This window comes from Flagellimonas meridianipacifica, assembly GCF_003001695.1.
GTDB lineage: Bacteria > Bacteroidota > Bacteroidia > Flavobacteriales > Flavobacteriaceae > Flagellimonas > Flagellimonas meridianipacifica.
Window position 1 is genome coordinate 859,958 of the sequence record NZ_PVYX01000002.1, and the last position, 17,498, is coordinate 877,455.

Here is a 17,498-nt window from a genome sequence, read left to right on the forward strand (position 1 = left end):
GTTTTTTGTATTTTTAGGTGTAACCAATTCAAAAACAAACAAATGACTATTGCACTTTACATTTTAGGGGGGATTGTATTGCTTATTCTTTTTCTAGCATTAATTGCCCCAAAGAGCTATAATGTTTCCCGGTCTATTGATATATCAAAACCCAAAGCAGAGGTTTTCGAAAATTTACGATTCTTAAAAAATCAGGATGCCTGGTCTCCATGGAACAAAAAGGACCCCAATATGGAAAAGAAGTTTACTGGAACCGATGGTGAGGTAGGTGCCATGAGCTATTGGAACGGCAATAAAGATGTAGGTGAAGGTGAACAAGAGATTACCAAAATTGTTGCTGGAGAGCGAATTGAATCTCAACTTCGGTTTTTAAAACCATGGAAGTCTGTTTCGGATGCTTACCTTACTACTGAGGAATTGACAGCAAACAGTACAAAGGTAACATGGGGTTTTTCAGGTAAAAACAAATTCCCAGCAAGTATTTTCATGCTCTTTATGAATATGGATAAAGCCGTAGGAGGTGATTTTGAAGAGGGATTATCCAACTTAAAGTCCATCATGGAAGACTAGGGACCTCTCATTTGAGCTTTAGCTGTTCTTAATCGGTTCAAAATGAAACAGAGATTGCCTAGTTGAAGGTTCCATCCTTTTTAATGCGAAGTATGGATGTTATTTGTTCAATAAGCTATTCACCTTTGCCTTAAAAGTTTGGCCAATAGGAATTTTATATTTTCCTATCACAATTTGGTTCCCTTGGATAATCTCAATTTTATCCTTCGCCACCAAAAAAGATTTATGAACTCGTAAAAATTGTTCTCTGGGGAGTATGTTCTCCAGACCTGAAATTTTTTCATGGGTTACTAAACTATTTTCTTCGAAACATACTTTGGAGTAGTTTCCATAGGCTTCAACAAAGAGAATTTGGTCAATTTGAACTTGGTGATACATTTTATCGCCCTTTAAAAACAAACGGTTGTCTTTGACATTATCTGAAATAGCTACTGATTTGAACCCGTTATCCAAATTAACTATGCTCGCTTTATTAACGGCCTTTAAAAAGCGTGCAAATGAAAATGGTTTGAGTAGATAATCCACAATATTCAATTGGTAACCTTCTAATGCAAACTCTTTGTAGGCCGAGGTAACTATAATTTTTGGAGGTTTAGTCAACATCTTCAACCATTCAAATCCCGTCATTTTGGGCATATTGATATCCAAGAAAATTAAATCTACCTGATGTTTGGAAATAATTTCAGAAGCTTCAAAGACATTATAGGCATTGCCTATTTTATGCAAATGTGTCAATTCGACACAATAACCTTCTATGATTCGATGGGCAATAGGCTCGTCATCTACTATGGCATATGTAATCATACTATCTGGAATGGATTTAACGATAAACCTAAATATACCCCGTAAACACCCCGTTTTTGTTCTATATTCAATGTATGCCTATAGGGATAACTATGATTCAATCGTTTTTTTAAATTATCGAGACCCGTTCCATTCTCTTTTTGGATTGTAGCATTATCAAAGGTATTGTTGATTTCAAAAGCCAACTTATTTCTTCTTGTTTTTAAGCTTATATGAACATAGGCATTTCCAACTGAAGACTCAACCCCATGCTTAAAGGCATTTTCTAATAAGTTAATGAAAAGCAAAGGGGCTACTTTAACGTTTTTATCCACCTCATGAACAAATTGGATATCCACGTTTTTATGATAACGAATCTCGTGTAGGGAAATATAGTTTTTCAAATATTCGATTTCATCCATTATGCTTACTTCATCTTGATTTCCCATATCTATGGTATAGCGCATCATATCTGAGAGCTTCAACATAACCATAGGGGCTTCATCTGATTTTTCCATAACAAGACCATACAAATTGTTTAAAGTATTAAAAAAAAAGTGTGGATTTACCTGACTTTTTAATAAAGCCAATTCTGTTTTTGTTTGATTTAATCTAATCGTAATTAACCAATTTATCTGTTGATATATCCAGAAGATAAAAGTGAATGATACGGAAATGGTAATATAATAAACAATAATTTGAAGATGGATTTCTTGAAAATTAGAAGAAGTCCTAAAACTATAAAAATAGACAAGTACGGCTACATGGACACTAGAGATAATATACCTATGTTTTTTCATAAAACCCGGTAGCAGCAAATAAGAGATACCCAACCAAAAAAGAATTAAAGCAGGTATTGTAATTGGGTTGTTAACCGGGAGCCTGAGGTATTCTGTAGTGATTACCACTATAAATAGTAACGATAATACCCCGAGCACTTTAAGTATTGATAATCTGGCAATCAAAAAAGTAACAATGAGCCATATCAAAAGAAAACCGATTGTCCTAGTTGCGAAAATAATTGGATTTAATTCTCCTTGGCTTAAGGGAGCATACCAGAAGTTAATTCCAAATAGAGCAACAGTTAATACAATAGTAATAACAAATCCTACTACTACAGATTGTTTATTCTTTTTGATTAAATCACCAAGTTGAGACACATTGGAATCTTCTGACATTTTTCTAGAGAAAATTGAATACTTTATGATTACAAAAATAAAACTGTCCTCATTTATTGGTTATAAATTATGACGAACGCCCAGTTTTTTATGTTGTACAATACCTTTTTTTAGCCCAACCCAGTATGTCCTGATTTATAAGGTTTGTATGTCAGTTTTTAAAGGACTCCTCAAAAAAATTAGAAGCTGAAAACGCCTGATTTTAAGTTTGAATCGATTTAAAAGTTGGAAATACAATATCACAATCCGTCAAATTTGAATAAGTATTCTTAAAATGAGCACCCTTACAATTTGCAATTTATCAAAGACATACCCCAATGGAGTTAAGGCTTTGGACAACGTAACCTTGAAACTGGAAAACGGCATGTTTGGTCTTCTTGGACCCAACGGCGCAGGAAAATCCTCCTTGATGCGAACCTTGGCTACTCTTCAAGAAGCTGACTTAGGTTCTGCAACCCTGGACCACATAGATATTCTAAATCAACCTGCCGATATTCGAAAAGTACTGGGGTATTTACCACAGGAATTCGGAGTATATCCGAATATTACCGCAGAACAACTTTTGAATCATTTGGCCATTTTAAAAGGTATCGTTAACAACTCCCAACGAAAAACTTTGGTAGCCCATCTGTTGGATAAAGTCAATTTATATCAGAAACGTAATAAATCCGTGAAAGGCTTTTCTGGAGGGATGAAACAGCGCGTTGGTATTGCCCAAGCGTTGATTGGAAATCCAAAGCTTATAATCGTAGATGAGCCAACTGCCGGGTTAGACCCTGGAGAGCGAAATCGTTTCTACAATTTATTGGCTGATGTGGGAAAGGAAGTGATTGTGATTCTATCCACGCACATCGTTGACGATGTACAGGAGCTCTGTACCAAAATGGCCATTATGAACTATGGTAAAATAGTTTATCAGGGTTCTCCTCAAAATGCGATTAATGAACTAAAAGGTAAAGTATATCAGAAAGTGGTTCATCGGGATAATCTTGAAGATTACATCAAAGACCACAGAATTATTTCCAATAAAATGGTTGGCGGCCAACCGTTAATTCACGTCTTCAGTGAGGAGCATCCGAAAAACGGCTTTAAACAGGTCAACCCGAATCTAGAAGATGTCTTCTTTTCAAAAATCAATTCACTAAATATAACCTCATAGTTATTCATCTCCACAAATCATGTTTAAAACCTTCTTTTTTTCGGAAATAAAATACACTTTAAGACAACCTTTGGTCTACGTTTTCCTATTCATTTTTGCGTTGATGGAGTTTTTTCCCATGGTTAGCGATGCAGTCCAGATAGGAGGTGCAATTGGTAATTTTCATCGAAACTCACCATTTACTTTAACTAAACATGTAACAGTACTGTGCTTGCTTTCTCTCGTCATGGTAATTACATTCTTTAACAATGCGGCGCTACGTGACTTCAATAACGGTTTTGATGAAATACTGTTTTCAACACCTTTATATAAGTCTGGGTATTTTTTTGGACGTTTTTTTGGAGCATTATTGGTTTCTACTTTGCCATTGTTGGGTGTATTTGTTGGAATGCTAACTGGCACCTACATGAATACAATTTTTGGATGGATGGATAACAGTCTTTTTGGTTCGTTCAATTTCGAGATGTTTTTGAATAATTACCTGCTGTTTATTTTACCCAATATGTTTTTGGCAGGAGCCATTATCTATGCTCTTGCCAATGTATGGAGAAGCACCGCTATTTCTTTTTTGGGAGGCTTACTGATTATTAGTATGTACCTGATTTCTACTACGCTTACTTCTGATATACACACTGAATCCATTGCGGGTTTACTGGATGTTTTTGGAATTAACACCTACAACATTGAAACCAAGTATTTTACAACTCTGGAGAAGAATACCATAAGTCCCAGTTTTTCAGGATTGTTATTGCAAAATCGTTTAATCTGGTTCTCATTTGGTGTGATGGTATTGTTATGGTCATACTTTACGTTTTCCTTTAAGCGGCAAAACAAAAAGGATAAGAAAGCCAAACAAGAAGATTTCAAAAGGGAAATCATTTTTACTTCACCAAAGTTGAATCCCTCCTTTACTGCAAATACCTCTTGGATTCAATTCAAAAGCTTTTTTCACATAAGTTTCTTAAGTATTATTAAGAGTACCACGTTCATCATTTTATTTCTCTTTTGTACCATTATTTTGATTGTTGACCTTATAGGAGGTTTTGAAAACTTGGGAGTAAGGTCATATCCCGTGACGTATAAAGTTATCGATTCTATTGAAGGGAAAACTAAACTGTTTCTTGTTGTTATTTCTATTTTCTTTAGTGGAGAATTGATTTGGAAGGATAGGGATGCCAAGATTAACGAAGTCATTGATGCCACCGCATACACTTCATTCATTGCTTTGGCTGCAAAATTCTTGTCCCTACTGTTTACGGTAGTTGTTTTTAATCTTTTTTTTATTGGGATAGGAATCGCTTACCAATTACTTGAGGGTTATACCCGTGTTGAACTGGATGTTTACCTCTTGGACTTTTTCTACAGTAATCTTCCATTGTTTATAGTATTCTCCGCAATTACAATATTGGTTCAAGTATTGTCGAACAACAAATATGCAGGTTATTTCATTGCTATTTTAATCCTATTTGTCTTTGAAAGTATACTTCAAATTTTAGACGTGCAATCCAATATGTTGAATATGATTAATGGCCCTTTTTTGCAATACTCTGATATGGACGGTTTTGGTCCAGGACTTAAAGCAACTCTTTGGTATAACCTTTACTGGATTTTATTGGCCTTTATATGTCTTCTAGTAGCTGGAGCCCTATGGGACCGTGGTGTTAAAAGTCTTTTTCTGAGACGACTAAAAGCAGCGAGCAAGGAAGTCCCTAAAAGCTATAGAAGTCTAGTTATCATTACAATCGTTACCTGGTTGGGAGTCGCAGGTTTCGTGTACTACAACACCCAAATCTTAAATCCATATCATTCCAATTCAACAAACGAACAATTAGCCGCCGAATATGAAAAGAAATATGAAAAACACAGAAATGTTATCTCTCCCAAGATTACTGAGGCCAAATATTATATCGACATTTTTCCTTCTAAAAGAAGTGTGCATGCGAAGGCAGTTATAGAATTAACCAATACCTCTTCAAAACCAATTGATTCCTTGCACCTTTACGGCAATAAAGGTTGGCATTCCAATGTGGAAATTCCCAATGCCACGATTGCATACACGGATGAGAATTATCTATATCACATTTATGAGCTAACCCCTCCATTACAACCTGGTCAAAAAATAGTAATGAAATTGGATAACAAGTACATCACCAAAGGTTTTGAGAACAATAGAGGCAATACCAAAATTGTTCATAATGGCACCTTTCTCAAGAATAGGGATATTCTTCCGGTTATTGGGTACAATGATGAAATGGAATTGACTGATAAAAACACACGTAGAAAATACGGTCTAACTCCCAAACAAGGAATGCCTAAATTGACCAAGGAAGTTGGAGAACCACACATGCGTAATTATGGTTTAAAGGGCGAATCTGATTTTATCAATATTGAAACTGTCATCTCCACCTCCCCAGACCAAATTGCCGTTGCACCCGGGTCGCTAATAAACCAATGGAAAGAACAGAATAGAAACTATTTCCACTACAAAATAGATACACCCTCTTTGAACTTTTACTCTTTCTTATCGGCTGAATACAAAATTGCAAAACGTCAATGGAAAGGTGTTGATATAGAAATCTATTATGATGAAAAACATCATGTTAACATCGAAATGATGCTTGACGCAGTACAGCGTTCGTTAGAGTATTATACCAAAAACTTTGGTCCCTACCACCATAAGCAAGCGCGAATTATCGAATTCCCTCGATATGCTAAGTTCGCCGAAGCATACCCTGGCACCATGCCCTATTCTGAAGCTTTTGGATTTATTATGAATCTTGAGAATGAAACTGATAATAATGTTATCGATTGGGTAGTTGCTCATGAGATGGCTCATCAGTGGTGGGCGCATCAAGTTATTGGGGCCGACATGCAGGGAGCTAAGATGTTGAGTGAAAGTTTTGCTGAATACTCATCTTTAATGACACAGAAAAGTATCGTCAACAACCCTATGAAAATGCGTAAGTTTTTACAATATAACCACGATGGGTATTTGCGAGGAAGAACTGGAAAGCGTGAAAAGGAATTCCCTCTTTATAAAACAGAAAACCAAGGTTATGTTCATTATGGCAAAGGGAGCATTGTGTTATTCGCTCTTCAAGATTACATAGGTGAAGAGAGGGTGAATACCGCTATGAGAAATTTTTTAGATGAATATAAATACACCGGACCTCCTTATCCCAGCTCTCATGATTTTTTACGTCATTTGGCACCCCAGGTTCCGGATTCCCTAAGACACCTTATAAAAGATTGGTTTAAAGAGATTACGCTCCATGACAATCGTCTAAAGAAAGCTAATTATGAGAGGTTGGACAATGGTAAATACAGTATAACCCTAGAAATAGAGAGTTCAAAAATAAAATCAGACGGTTTAGGTAATGAAACCAAAACCGCTGTTAATGATTGGATTGACATTGGGTTCTTTATGGACAAAGAAGAAGAACAATTATATCAACAAAGGCGTTTGAAATTCAATACAAAAGAAACAACAATCACCATACAGCTTGACTCACTGCCTGTTAAAGCTGCAATAGATCCAAGACGTCTTCTAATAGACAAGGTATATGAGGATAACATTAAATATATCGCTTTGAAAAAAGAATAAGGACGACTAAGAAATAACAATTGATTAAATGCTTTGACTCATTTCATCAAAGGGTTTATCAGATTTCAACAGACTATTCAGTAAAATGCTATTACTCCCTCAATTCCAATAAGGCAATATCGTAATCGTTTTCTAGAGTAACTTTTCCCTTACTTACCATTACCTCCGCGCCGGAATAGGTGTCAAAGAGCATTGTTCCATCACCGAAGAAGCCTTTTACGGATAAGGACTTTTCACCCTTGGGTAAGTCAAGTCCAATAACCACTTTGTCCTTATAATCTCCATTGGCATAGGTTCGTGAAAATACATAAGGAGATTTGGAAAGTCTTTTATGTTTTCCAGCTCCAATAGCTGGATGGTCTCTTCTAAATTTCCCAAGCTTCTGCCAATGCTTATGAATTTTTTGGGTTTGTGGTAAACTATCCAAATCTTCCCAGTTCATAAATGAGCGCAAGGTTGCATCTCCCTCAGTTCCTTCAATGACCAAACTTCTGGACGTTTCATCTCCATAATACACTTGTGAAGCTCCCGGAGTAAGTAAAAGCATATTGGCAGAACGGATGGGTCTCTTACGTTCTTTATCAAAAGGACTCCCGTCATCATGGGAGGTGAGGTAATTCAGCACGCTTTTGCCTTTAAGTTTGGTATGAAGCAGTTTGCTGTATTTTTTAAAGACCTTTTCGTAGTCATCATTGGCATCAACCTTCAGATCAAAATTGATGAGACTCTTAAAACCATAATCAAAAAAGTCTATTTTCTTATCTCCAAAATTGAATTCCCGTCCACCAGAAATACCATAGTTGTAGACCTCACCGACCATGTAGAAAGGATTGTCGTCCAAAATCTGGTCTGGGTGTTTTTTCTTCCATGTCTCAAAAGCATAGGTAGCCTCGTTGTATAGGTCGGACCATGCATTTTCATTTACGTGTTTTACGGTATCCACACGAAAGCCATCCACTCCGAAATCATTTATATAATCGGTCAACCATTTGATGATATAAAATCTTGGGGCTCTGGGATATCCTGTACGTTCAAAAAACAACTGTAGTTCATCCAGTTCTTGGCTTAACCTACCTTCTTCCTTCCATTTTGCCAACAAAGCATCTGGAAGCTCCACAGCCTTGTCCGATTCAGTCAAGATATCCGGTAAGTTTTTTACCAAGGTACATGCCGTGGTATTCTCATAGGTAGTAAACTCGCAAACAGGGTCTGTTCTTACCCATTCTGAAGGCCAAACAGGGTCTTTCTCGGTAACAGGTCCAGTATGGTTCAGAACAACGTCCAAAAGAACACGTATACCCTTGGCGTGAGCGGTTTTTACCAATTTCTCCAAATCCTTTCGAGTACCGAAGTTGGGGTCTATGGCTGTCCAATCTTTGGCCCAATACCCATGATACGCGTAGGTGTTTCCAGTTCCTTCATCAGTTGCCGCATGAATTTGTTCCACCACAGGGGTAAACCAAATGGCATTTATGCCCAAATCTGTAAAATATCCTTCTTCAATTTTTTGGATGATTCCCTGCATATCACCACCTTCAAAACCTCTCAAAACTGCAGTTTCCTCGGTTCTTTCGAAACTCACATCTTTATCAGGATTACCGTTATTGAAGCGATCGGTCAAAAGGAAATAGACATTGGCTCCTTCCCAAACAAATGGTACTTGTTTTTTTGGTGTTATATCTTCAACTATCAAATCTTGTTTTTGAGGTTTTTTTTCAGCTTTCTTGCAGCCGAAAATGGCAGATAGTACTAACATAACAGTAAGTAGTTTTCTCATTCGTTGGGATTTTGCCTAAAGCTATAAAATGAAAGGCAAAATTTAAAATTTATTTAAGAAATGGAAAATGGAGGAAATATGTGGCAACTAGCCAACTATCTACGGTTTAGAACCTTATATTCCTCATAACAACTGGAGATGGCATCCAAAATCTGTAAATCATTGGCCGTTGAGATAAAGGATTTTGAATAATTACAGTTACTCAGAATATCATCGATGTCCATTTTTTCCAATTGAAGAAGTTCGGTCAAGGTTTCCCGGTCAAATTTTGAAGCCAATAGATTTCTGATATCCTCATCTTCCTTCATCTGTCGAAGTTTACGTAGCTGTTTGGGTTTTTTACCAAAGAGATTCCGGAGTAAATCGGCAGGATTCAATATAGCTCCCAGCACCTTGGTGACCGCACTTGGATTTTTGCTACCTGCTTCATAACTGGTGGGCAATCCCGAAATACTATATTGATACGAATTGTTGATGGGAAGGTTTTTCACATCGATTTCCAGATACCCGGTGAGTTGGTAGGGCCTTACAATTACTTCTTCCAAAGCATAAGCCAATTCGGTAAGGGCAATTTCGGTACCCTCAAATTTGAACATATCATTGGTAACCCTAACTTTTTGCGACTTAAATCCTAAAAAAGAGAGATATAGAGTGTCATTAACAGCTGCGGGAATGGTAAACTTTCCTTCTTGATTGGTAATAGTACCCACTACCTTGTTCAAGTTAATTACGTGAACACTTTCCATGGGAAAACTAGTTTGGGCATTAATGACCTTAGCAGTAATTTCTCCTTCAATGGTAGGCTCTTCCTCGTTTTGCGAAAAACCCAAAAAAGAAAATAGGAAAAATAATAAGGGTAGAATTCTTTTCATGCAATCTTACTGGCCATAAAAATACTAAACAAAGAAAAATTTATGGTTGCCTCGATGCTTTTAATATAGAATTAACTAATAAAAACCCGGTCTTTTCTTACCGCCGCGTCTTCCTTTATTGTTTTTTCCTCCTCTTCTGAAAGACTGTCCATCTCCTCCCTTTCGATGCCCTTGTTTTCTGTCACGACGTTTTCCGCCTTTTCCGCCTCCACCAGGTTTTGTGGATACTTCAACGTTGATAAACCGTCCTTTAACTTTAAAATCGGTGAAGGTCTGCAGAATAAATTCTGTAAGGGAAGCATCGGTATTGAAGAATGAGAAACTACCTTTGGTATCTACATTAAATATGTCTTCTTTTTCCAAATTTAAAGTATCTCGTAAAAAGTCTTTTAGACTCATCCAGTCGTAACCATCGCGCTCTCCTATATTGATAAAGTAACGGACTGAGCCAGAACCACTATCTCTTTTGCCGGATTTATCACGCGGACTTTCAGATGATGTGTTGAGATCCTTTGTTTTGCTATAGTAGTTATAAAAACGGGTAAACTCGACAGAAACAATTTTTTTTATCAGTTCTTCGCGATCAATTCCTTCTAGAACATCATTAATTGCCGGCAAATAACTGTCAATTTCTGAATTGATTTCTGTGTCTTTGATTCTATTGGCTAAATGATATAATTGAATCTCACAGATTTCAATCCCAGTAGGAATCTTTTTGGCGATGAAATCCTGCTTGATCTTCTTTTCAATAGCATTGATTTTCCGCAGTTCTGAGCGTGTTACTATTACCATGGAAATCCCGGACTTCCCAGCCCTTCCTGTACGTCCGCTTCTGTGGGTATAGGTCTCAATTTCATCAGGAAGTTGATAGTTGATAACATGCGTAACATCATCAACATCAATACCACGAGCGGCGACATCCGTAGCCACAAGAAGCTGAACCTGTTTTTTTCGGAAGGCGTTCATCACCAAATCTCGTTGGTTTTGACTTAAATCTCCATGAAGCGCCCCGGCATTATAACCATCTTCAATTAGTTTTTCCGCAACTTTTTGGGTATCCCTTTTGGTTCTACAAAAGATTACTGAGAAAATCCCTGGATTGGCATCTGCCAAACGTTTCAAGGCTGAATATCTGTCACGACCACCTACTGTATAATATTCGTGCTGTACCGTCGTTGCTCCTGCATTTTTAGCACCAACGGTAATCTCTTTAGGTTTGTGCATGAATTTTTTCGCAATGGAAGCTACTTCCTTTGGCATGGTAGCCGAAAAAAGCCAAGTAAACTTTTCTTGGGGAGTGTTGGATAGGATGTCTTTGATATCTTCATAGAATCCCATGTTCAGCATCTCATCGGCTTCATCTAAAACACAGTAGTCGATTTTTGAAATATCTACCATACCACGGCCAATCATATCCTTCATTCTACCCGGAGTTGCCACCACAATTTGAGCTCCACGTTTTATCTGTCTGGCCTGTTCGGTTATGCTGGCACCACCATAAATGGCTACTGTATTCAACCCTTTTATGTATTTCGAATATAGTTGTAGCTCATTGGTAATCTGCAAACACAATTCACGTGTCGGTGAAAGAATCAGACCTTGTGTGGTTCTGCTTTCGGCCTGTATTTTTTGAATCATGGGAAACCCAAAGGCAGCGGTCTTTCCCGTTCCGGTTTGTGCCAATGCGACCAAATCGGTTTCTTCACTTAATAAAAGGGGAATTGCTTTCTCTTGGACCTCGGAAGGTTTTTCGAATCCCAAATCCGTAATGGCATCCAATAGGGGTTTGTCCAGCCCTAAAACTTCAAATGCTGACATAAAGTGTATAATTTAAAAATCGCAAATATGATGTGTTGTCCTGGGCGATTTTTTAATACCTCTATGAAGCCCTTGCAACACCATGCCCATACCGGCGGCGTTAATAAGCGGCAAAGGTAATCGAATTAATGAGGTTGGAAACTAAATCGTCTGGTTTTTTAGAAATCCCATAAGCTTTTGAATAGCTTTTCCACGATGACTGATGCTATTCTTTGTGTTCGAAGGAAGAAGACCAAAAGTTTCCTGATAGCCATCGGGTTTAAAAATAGGGTCGTATCCAAACCCGCCAGAGCCCATCCGCGTTTCGGTGATCTCACCATGCACAGAACCTTCAAAAGCAAAACTATCTCCTTGAAAATTTAAATGGACAACGGTTTTAAAATGTGCTTTTCTATTTGATTTGTCTTTGAGCAAAGACAATACTTTATCCATGTTGGCGTCTGCATTTTTTGCCTCACCGGCATAACGGGCCGAGTATACTCCGGGAGCTCCATCCAATGCATCAATCAGAAGACCTGTATCGTCGGAAAAGCAGTCCAAACCATAATTATGCGTCACGTAATCGGCTTTTAGCTTAGCATTTTCTTCAAGGGTATCTCCCGTTTCCGGAATTTCTTCATGGCAACCAATATCATCCAAGGACAACAATTCAATGGAATCGGGCAGAATTTCTCGTACCTCTTCCAGCTTTTTGGAATTATGTGTAGCAAAAACGAGTTTCAAAACTAAGGCTATAAAAGAGGGGTAAAAATAGTAATTTAGAAAGCTGAGAATATTGCTATGCGAATAAAAATAATTCCCCCTTTGGTCATGCTGTTTTTTGCAGGAGCGATGTATGTCCTCGCCCAATTTTTACCAGTAGGTCAATTTGACTTTTTTGGACGAAGAGAACTAGCGATAGGACTGTTGGGACTGGCTGTCTTGGTTATGGCTTTGGCCCTTTTCCAATTTAAAAAAGTGAAAACGACCACAAACCCAATTGATTTGTCAAAAACAAGCAGTCTGGTGACCCATGGCATTTTCAAGTATTCTAGAAACCCTATGTACTTGGCCATGCTTTTAATTCTTTTGGCTTTTGGCTTAAAATTGAGCAACGCTTTCAACACCTTGGTCGCAGCAGGTTTTGTGTATTATATGAATCACTTTCAAATTCGGTTCGAGGAGGAGGCACTGGAAAAAAAGTACGGTAAGGTCTATTCCATTTATAAAAAGAATACACGTAGATGGTTTTAAGGCTCTTGAGCAATCTTCAAAAGAAGTGCCAATAATGGGGCTTACATTTTAAATCTTCAAATAATTTGACAGCTTTTTTGACAAATTATTAAGCGGTGTCAGATTTTGCGCTTCACAGGAATTTGAAAAGAATTAAAGCTTAATTTTACCCCTTAATTCTTTAGGCATTCATGGTAGGAGCTGCACGTAAATACGTTTTTGATTTTGACAGTACCCTGACTAGGGTTGAAGCGCTTGATGTTTTAGCGGAAATCACACTTCAAGGAAAATCAAATAAAGATGAGGTAATTCAAGAAATTCAGGAAATTACCAATTTGGGAATTGATGGTGATATTTCGTTTACCGAATCATTGGAAAGGCGTATACGTTTACTAAATGCACATAAGGATAACCTAGATGGCTTGGTGATTGAGCTACGTCAGAAAATATCAAAATCCATTGCTTCCAATAAGGAGTTTTTTCAAAAGTATTCTGAAGATATATATGTAATTTCATGTGGATTCAAAGAGTTTATTGATCCTATTGTAGAAGAGTATAATATTCCTTCGGAAAGAGTATATGCCAATACATTCAAGTTTGATGAAGATGGGAATATTGTCGGATTTGATGAAGCCAACGTACTCGCTTCCCATAATGGAAAGATAGAATGCCTGAAACACTTGCATTTAGAGGGTGAAGTTCAGGTAATCGGTGATGGATATAGCGATTATGTAATGCGTGAAGCTGGTTTGGCCCATAAGTTTTTTGCCTACACAGAAAACGTACATCGGGACAAAGCCGCCAATAATGCGGACCATGTAGCACCTAATTTAGATGAATTTCTTTTTGTGAACGACTTGCCTAGAAACCTATCCTACCCAAAGAACAGAATCAAAATTCTGTTGTTGGAAAACGTACATCCAGATGCCTTTGAAAATCTTTCAGAAGATGGATTTTCTGTTGAATTGGTCAAAAACAGCATTCCCGAGGATGAGCTTATTGAAAAAATCAAAGGGGTTCATGTCCTTGGTATTCGTTCTAAAACACAGGTAACACAAAAGGTCCTGGACGCCGCCAACAAACTGTTGGTAGTGGGAGCCTTTTGTATTGGCACCACTCAAATCGATTTGGAATACGCCAAGAAAAAAGGAGTAGTAGTCTTCAACGCGCCATATAGCAATACACGTTCAGTGGTAGAGTTGGCCATTGGGCAAATCATTATGCTCATGCGGAACGTTTTTACACGAAGTTCAGAAATACATTCTGGACAATGGAACAAAACCGCTCTCAATTCCAAGGAAGTAAGAGGTAAAAACTTGGGAATAGTGGGATACGGAAACATAGGAAAGCAATTATCCGTATTGGCCGAAGCCATGGGAATGCGAGTATACTATTACGATGTTGCAGACCGTTTGGCATTGGGAAATGCTACTAAATGTAGTACTCTGGAGGAGTTACTTTCTGTTTCTGATGTGGTTACCCTACATGTGGATGACAATAAGGCCAACAAAAACTTTATTGGAGAACGCGAAATCAACCAAATGAGGGATGGAGCGTATCTAATCAATCTTTCTCGTGGTTTTGTGGTGGATATAGATGCTTTGGCAGATGCCTTGAAGGAAGAAAAATTGTCAGGTGCTGCTGTTGATGTGTATCCTATTGAACCAAGAAGCAATGGGGAATTTGAAACGCCGCTCAAAGGACTTTCCAATGTGATTTTGACACCCCACGTTGGGGGAAGCACCGAAGAAGCACAACGCGATATTGCCGATTTTGTTCCAAACAAGATTATGGACTATATCAATTCAGGAAATACCGTGGATGCCGTTAACTTTCCTAACATTCGATTGCCTAAACAGAACAATTCGCACCGTTTTCTTCATATTCACCGAAATGTGCCTGGCATTATGGCCAAAATCAATGAAGTATTGGCAAAATATGAAATGAACATCACCGGACAATACCTTTCTACCGATAGTGAGGTGGGATATGTTATTTCAGATTTAGACAAGGATTACAACAAAGAAGTGGTCAAAGCTCTAAAGAATGTGGAAAACACGATTAAGTTCAGAGTATTGTACTAATTAGAAGAATCCAAACTTTCCGAAAACAGGTTTCACCTATTCAAAATTGACGTTCACAACATTTCTGAGGACAACCAGACCTATTTGAACTATTTTGTAAGCAAATTCTTATAAAATAGATTAATGAAGGTTAAGGGAATGAAGCTTTTCAAAAAAGGTTTCAGGGCATATTACTTACTTGTGGTTTCCGTGGTTTTGCTAACAATCTTAATCCAAAGCCTTACACAATACACGCTTAGCGAACAACGCTCTACCGCGTTGGTAGTAAATCTTGCAGGTAGACAACGAATGTTGAGCCAACGATTGCTCAATGAACTCTATTCTTGTAGATTTCATAACTGTGATTATGCCGAAATGAAACTTACCCTGACCAAGTTGTACCAAATGAATGGTATTTTACAGGAAGGTAGTGTAGGGTTGAAGATTTTGCCATTGGAAGACCCTGAAATCCTGAGAGAGTTTAACCGACTAGAGCCCCATGTAGAATGGTTGTATTCAGAACTTAGGGATTTTAAAAGTTTCGATACTATCAATTTCAGTGATGTACGCTATCGTGTTGACCGTTTTTTGGTGATTATGGATGGTATAGTGAACATGTTTCAAAGAAAATCGGAAAAGGGTATTCGCACTATGATGGTAGTAGAGTTGGAATTGGCCATCTTTTCCATTTTAATCATCCTTTTTGAATTCCTGTTTATTGTAAATCCTATTATAAATCGAATCTTGGACCAAAAGAAAAAGTTGTCAGAAATTGCGTGGCATCAGTCCCATGTTTTCAGCTCACATATGAAAAACATTTCCGATTTGCAGTATGTGCTGAAGGTTGAAAAAAATCAGGAAAGACAGAAAGAAATCTATGGCTTCATATCCGAAGAGCTCGATCACCTAAAAACAGTATCGGACAACATGGTCAAATCGTTGGAAAACACTACAAAACAGGAAAAGCCCCATCATTTTATACTACGTAAGGTAGAGCATCTTTTGGATAAGTATAAACCCTCGGGAAAGGAAAAGGAAACTATTGATGATGATACGGTTCATTCCGTAAAATTGTAAACGCACGGTACAGCTGTTCAATAGCGAACAATCGAACCATTTGATGTGAAAACGTCATGGAAGACAAGCTGATTTTTTCATTGCACCTTTCATATACCATATCACCAAAGCCATAAGGCCCACCAATAACAAATACGAGTCTTTTTAAGCCGCTGTTCATTCTTTTCTGTAAGTAATTGGAAAAGGAAACCGAGGTAAATTGTTTTCCTTTTTCATCCAATAGTACTACCATATCAGAAGTTTCAATTTGAGTCAGAATAAGCTCTCCCTCTTTAGTTTTTTGTTGGGATTCCGAAAGATTCTTATTGTTCTTTAGGTCTGGGATAACCGATAATTCAAATTTGATGTAACGACCCAATCGCTTTTTGTACTCATCAATTAACGAAGCAAGTTCTTTGGAATCTGTTTTGCCTATGGCCAATACGGTAATCTGCATAATCAAAAGTAAAGGTTTGCCATTAAACAATGTAAATGGACCGCTTTTTGAGAACTATGTTTTTAGTATTTTCGTGCAAACCCCATTAGAATGATCACCCAAGAACAGTTTCAGAAAGAAATTGACTTTATTATAGAGAATGCCATCCGAGAAGATGTTGGAGATGGCGACCATAGTTCTTTGGCCTGCATACCCAAGACAGCTGACGGAAAAGCAAAGCTTTTGGTAAAGGATGAGGGAATCATTGCTGGGATAAATTTCGCAAAACAGGTTTTTGCTTTTGTGGATGCTAATCTTGGGGTAGAGGAGATTTTGCGTGATGGAACAACTGTAAAACAGGGTGATATTGCATTTTACGTTGAAGGTAGTTCGCAAAGCATTTTGAAAGCGGAACGCTTGGTTCTGAATGCCATGCAACGAATGAGTGCCGTAGCGACCAAAACCAAATTCTTTGTTGATTTATTGGAAGGTACCCAGACCCAAATTTTGGATACACGAAAGACAACACCAGGGATTAGGGCTTTGGAAAAATGGGCTGTAAAAATAGGAGGCGGGGAAAACCACCGTTTTGCTCTGTACGATATGATTATGTTGAAGGACAACCATATTGATTTCGCGGGTGGGATAACCAAGGCAATCGCGAAGACCCATGAATACTTAAAGAACACAGGACGTGACCTCAAAATAATTGTTGAAGCAAGGAATTTGCAGGAAGTGGAGGAGATTTTACAATCATCCGGAGTATACAGAATCTTATTGGACAATTTTAATTATGAAGATACCCGAAAAGCAGTCGAATTGATTGGCGATAAGTGCTTGACCGAATCATCTGGAGGAATAAACGAAAGTACGATTAGAAAATATGCGGAATGCGGAGTGGATTATATTTCATCAGGCGCTTTGACCCATTCGGTGCATAATCTGGATTTAAGTTTAAAAGCGGTCTAGC

The 17,498-nt window shown here is 37.8% G+C and carries 14 protein-coding genes; 7 read left to right on the forward strand and 7 right to left on the reverse strand.

What is annotated here, in order from left to right; all coding sequences use genetic code 11:
• The first annotated feature begins 42 nt into the window (after positions 1-42).
• A complete protein-coding gene (locus tag CLV81_RS13975) occupies positions 43-570 on the forward strand; it encodes an SRPBCC family protein (protein ID WP_106145718.1) in 528 nt (175 codons plus the stop codon).
• A 99-nt stretch (positions 571-669) separates the two neighbouring features.
• On the opposite strand, the gene CLV81_RS13980 is transcribed toward CLV81_RS13975, so the two are convergent.
• Positions 670-1,374: a LytR/AlgR family response regulator transcription factor gene (locus CLV81_RS13980; protein ID WP_106145719.1), complete on the reverse strand. Its 705-nt coding sequence runs from the start codon at positions 1,372-1,374 to the stop codon at positions 670-672.
• Positions 1,371-2,531: a sensor histidine kinase gene (locus tag CLV81_RS13985; RefSeq protein ID WP_106145720.1), complete on the reverse strand. Its 1,161-nt coding sequence runs from the start codon at positions 2,529-2,531 to the stop codon at positions 1,371-1,373. The genes CLV81_RS13980 and CLV81_RS13985 overlap by 4 nt, the downstream gene beginning before the upstream one ends.
• 274 nt (positions 2,532-2,805) lie before the next feature.
• Here CLV81_RS13985 and CLV81_RS13990 point away from each other — a divergent pair, with 274 nt between their 5' ends.
• Both CLV81_RS13990 and CLV81_RS13995 read left to right on the forward strand, forming a co-directional pair.
• A complete protein-coding gene (locus CLV81_RS13990; protein WP_106145721.1) occupies positions 2,806-3,690 on the forward strand; it encodes an ABC transporter ATP-binding protein in 885 nt (294 codons plus the stop codon).
• Between the two features lie 19 nt (positions 3,691-3,709).
• Complete coding sequence (locus CLV81_RS13995; RefSeq protein WP_106145722.1) at positions 3,710-7,294, forward strand: M1 family aminopeptidase; 3,585 nt, start codon at positions 3,710-3,712, stop codon at positions 7,292-7,294.
• Between the two features lie 91 nt (positions 7,295-7,385).
• Here CLV81_RS13995 and CLV81_RS14000 read toward each other — a convergent pair whose 3' ends face one another.
• The 4 genes from CLV81_RS14000 to CLV81_RS14015 form a co-directional block, all read right to left on the reverse strand.
• On the reverse strand, positions 7,386-9,071 hold the full coding sequence (locus CLV81_RS14000) for an alpha-amylase family glycosyl hydrolase (RefSeq protein ID WP_106145723.1): 1,686 nt from the start codon (positions 9,069-9,071) through the stop codon (positions 7,386-7,388).
• A gap of 95 nt (positions 9,072-9,166) precedes the next feature.
• On the reverse strand, positions 9,167-9,943 hold the full coding sequence (locus tag CLV81_RS14005) for a carboxypeptidase-like regulatory domain-containing protein (protein ID WP_106145724.1): 777 nt from the start codon (positions 9,941-9,943) through the stop codon (positions 9,167-9,169).
• A 75-nt stretch (positions 9,944-10,018) separates the two neighbouring features.
• Positions 10,019-11,761 (reverse strand): DEAD/DEAH box helicase, encoded by a 1,743-nt coding sequence (locus CLV81_RS14010; protein WP_106145725.1) that lies wholly within the window; start codon positions 11,759-11,761, stop codon positions 10,019-10,021.
• Positions 11,762-11,902: 141 nt separating this feature from the next.
• Entirely contained in the window at positions 11,903-12,484 is a 582-nt protein-coding gene (locus CLV81_RS14015; protein WP_106145726.1) for a non-canonical purine NTP diphosphatase, read from the reverse strand.
• Positions 12,485-12,541: 57 nt separating this feature from the next.
• Here CLV81_RS14015 and CLV81_RS14020 point away from each other — a divergent pair, with 57 nt between their 5' ends.
• The 3 genes from CLV81_RS14020 to CLV81_RS14030 all read left to right on the forward strand — a co-directional run bounded on the left by CLV81_RS14020 (position 12,542) and on the right by CLV81_RS14030 (position 16,113).
• Positions 12,542-12,994, forward strand: coding sequence for a methyltransferase family protein (locus CLV81_RS14020; RefSeq protein ID WP_106145727.1), 453 nt, complete (start codon positions 12,542-12,544; stop codon positions 12,992-12,994).
• Positions 12,995-13,164: 170 nt separating this feature from the next.
• Entirely contained in the window at positions 13,165-15,057 is a 1,893-nt protein-coding gene (gene serA, locus CLV81_RS14025) for a phosphoglycerate dehydrogenase (RefSeq protein WP_106145728.1), read from the forward strand.
• 123 nt (positions 15,058-15,180) lie between these two features.
• Positions 15,181-16,113, forward strand: a complete 933-nt coding sequence (locus CLV81_RS14030) for a type IV pili methyl-accepting chemotaxis transducer N-terminal domain-containing protein (RefSeq protein ID WP_106145729.1) — start codon at positions 15,181-15,183, stop codon at positions 16,111-16,113.
• Here CLV81_RS14030 and rlmH read toward each other — a convergent pair.
• Positions 16,076-16,549 (reverse strand): 23S rRNA (pseudouridine(1915)-N(3))-methyltransferase RlmH, encoded by a 474-nt coding sequence (gene rlmH, locus CLV81_RS14035; protein ID WP_106145730.1) that lies wholly within the window; start codon positions 16,547-16,549, stop codon positions 16,076-16,078. The two genes, CLV81_RS14030 and rlmH, sit on opposite strands and share 38 nt — an antisense overlap.
• A gap of 90 nt (positions 16,550-16,639) precedes the next feature.
• On the opposite strand from rlmH, the gene nadC reads away from it, so the two are divergent.
• Positions 16,640-17,497: a carboxylating nicotinate-nucleotide diphosphorylase gene (gene nadC, locus CLV81_RS14040; protein ID WP_106145731.1), complete on the forward strand. Its 858-nt coding sequence runs from the start codon at positions 16,640-16,642 to the stop codon at positions 17,495-17,497.
• The last annotated feature ends 1 nt before the right edge of the window (position 17,498 follow it).

Excerpts from the sequence above, each read along its gene's own strand:
- CLV81_RS13975 (WP_106145718.1), top strand. The coding sequence starts at position 43 with ATGACTATTGCACTTTACATTTTAGGGGGGATTGTATTGCTTATTCTT.
- serA (WP_106145728.1), top strand. The coding sequence starts at position 13,165 with ATGGTAGGAGCTGCACGTAAATACGTTTTTGATTTTGACAGTACCCTG.
- CLV81_RS14000 (WP_106145723.1), bottom strand. The coding sequence starts at position 9,071 with ATGAGAAAACTACTTACTGTTATGTTAGTACTATCTGCCATTTTCGGC.
- CLV81_RS13990 (WP_106145721.1), top strand. The coding sequence starts at position 2,806 with ATGAGCACCCTTACAATTTGCAATTTATCAAAGACATACCCCAATGGA.
- nadC (WP_106145731.1), top strand. The coding sequence starts at position 16,640 with ATGATCACCCAAGAACAGTTTCAGAAAGAAATTGACTTTATTATAGAG.
- CLV81_RS14010 (WP_106145725.1), bottom strand. The coding sequence starts at position 11,761 with ATGTCAGCATTTGAAGTTTTAGGGCTGGACAAACCCCTATTGGATGCC.
- CLV81_RS13980 (WP_106145719.1), bottom strand. The coding sequence starts at position 1,374 with ATGATTACATATGCCATAGTAGATGACGAGCCTATTGCCCATCGAATC.
- CLV81_RS14030 (WP_106145729.1), top strand. The coding sequence starts at position 15,181 with ATGAAGGTTAAGGGAATGAAGCTTTTCAAAAAAGGTTTCAGGGCATAT.
- rlmH (WP_106145730.1), bottom strand. The coding sequence starts at position 16,549 with ATGCAGATTACCGTATTGGCCATAGGCAAAACAGATTCCAAAGAACTT.
- CLV81_RS14005 (WP_106145724.1), bottom strand. The coding sequence starts at position 9,943 with ATGAAAAGAATTCTACCCTTATTATTTTTCCTATTTTCTTTTTTGGGT.
- CLV81_RS13995 (WP_106145722.1), top strand. The coding sequence starts at position 3,710 with ATGTTTAAAACCTTCTTTTTTTCGGAAATAAAATACACTTTAAGACAA.
- CLV81_RS13985 (WP_106145720.1), bottom strand. The coding sequence starts at position 2,531 with ATGTCAGAAGATTCCAATGTGTCTCAACTTGGTGATTTAATCAAAAAG.
- CLV81_RS14020 (WP_106145727.1), top strand. The coding sequence starts at position 12,542 with ATGCGAATAAAAATAATTCCCCCTTTGGTCATGCTGTTTTTTGCAGGA.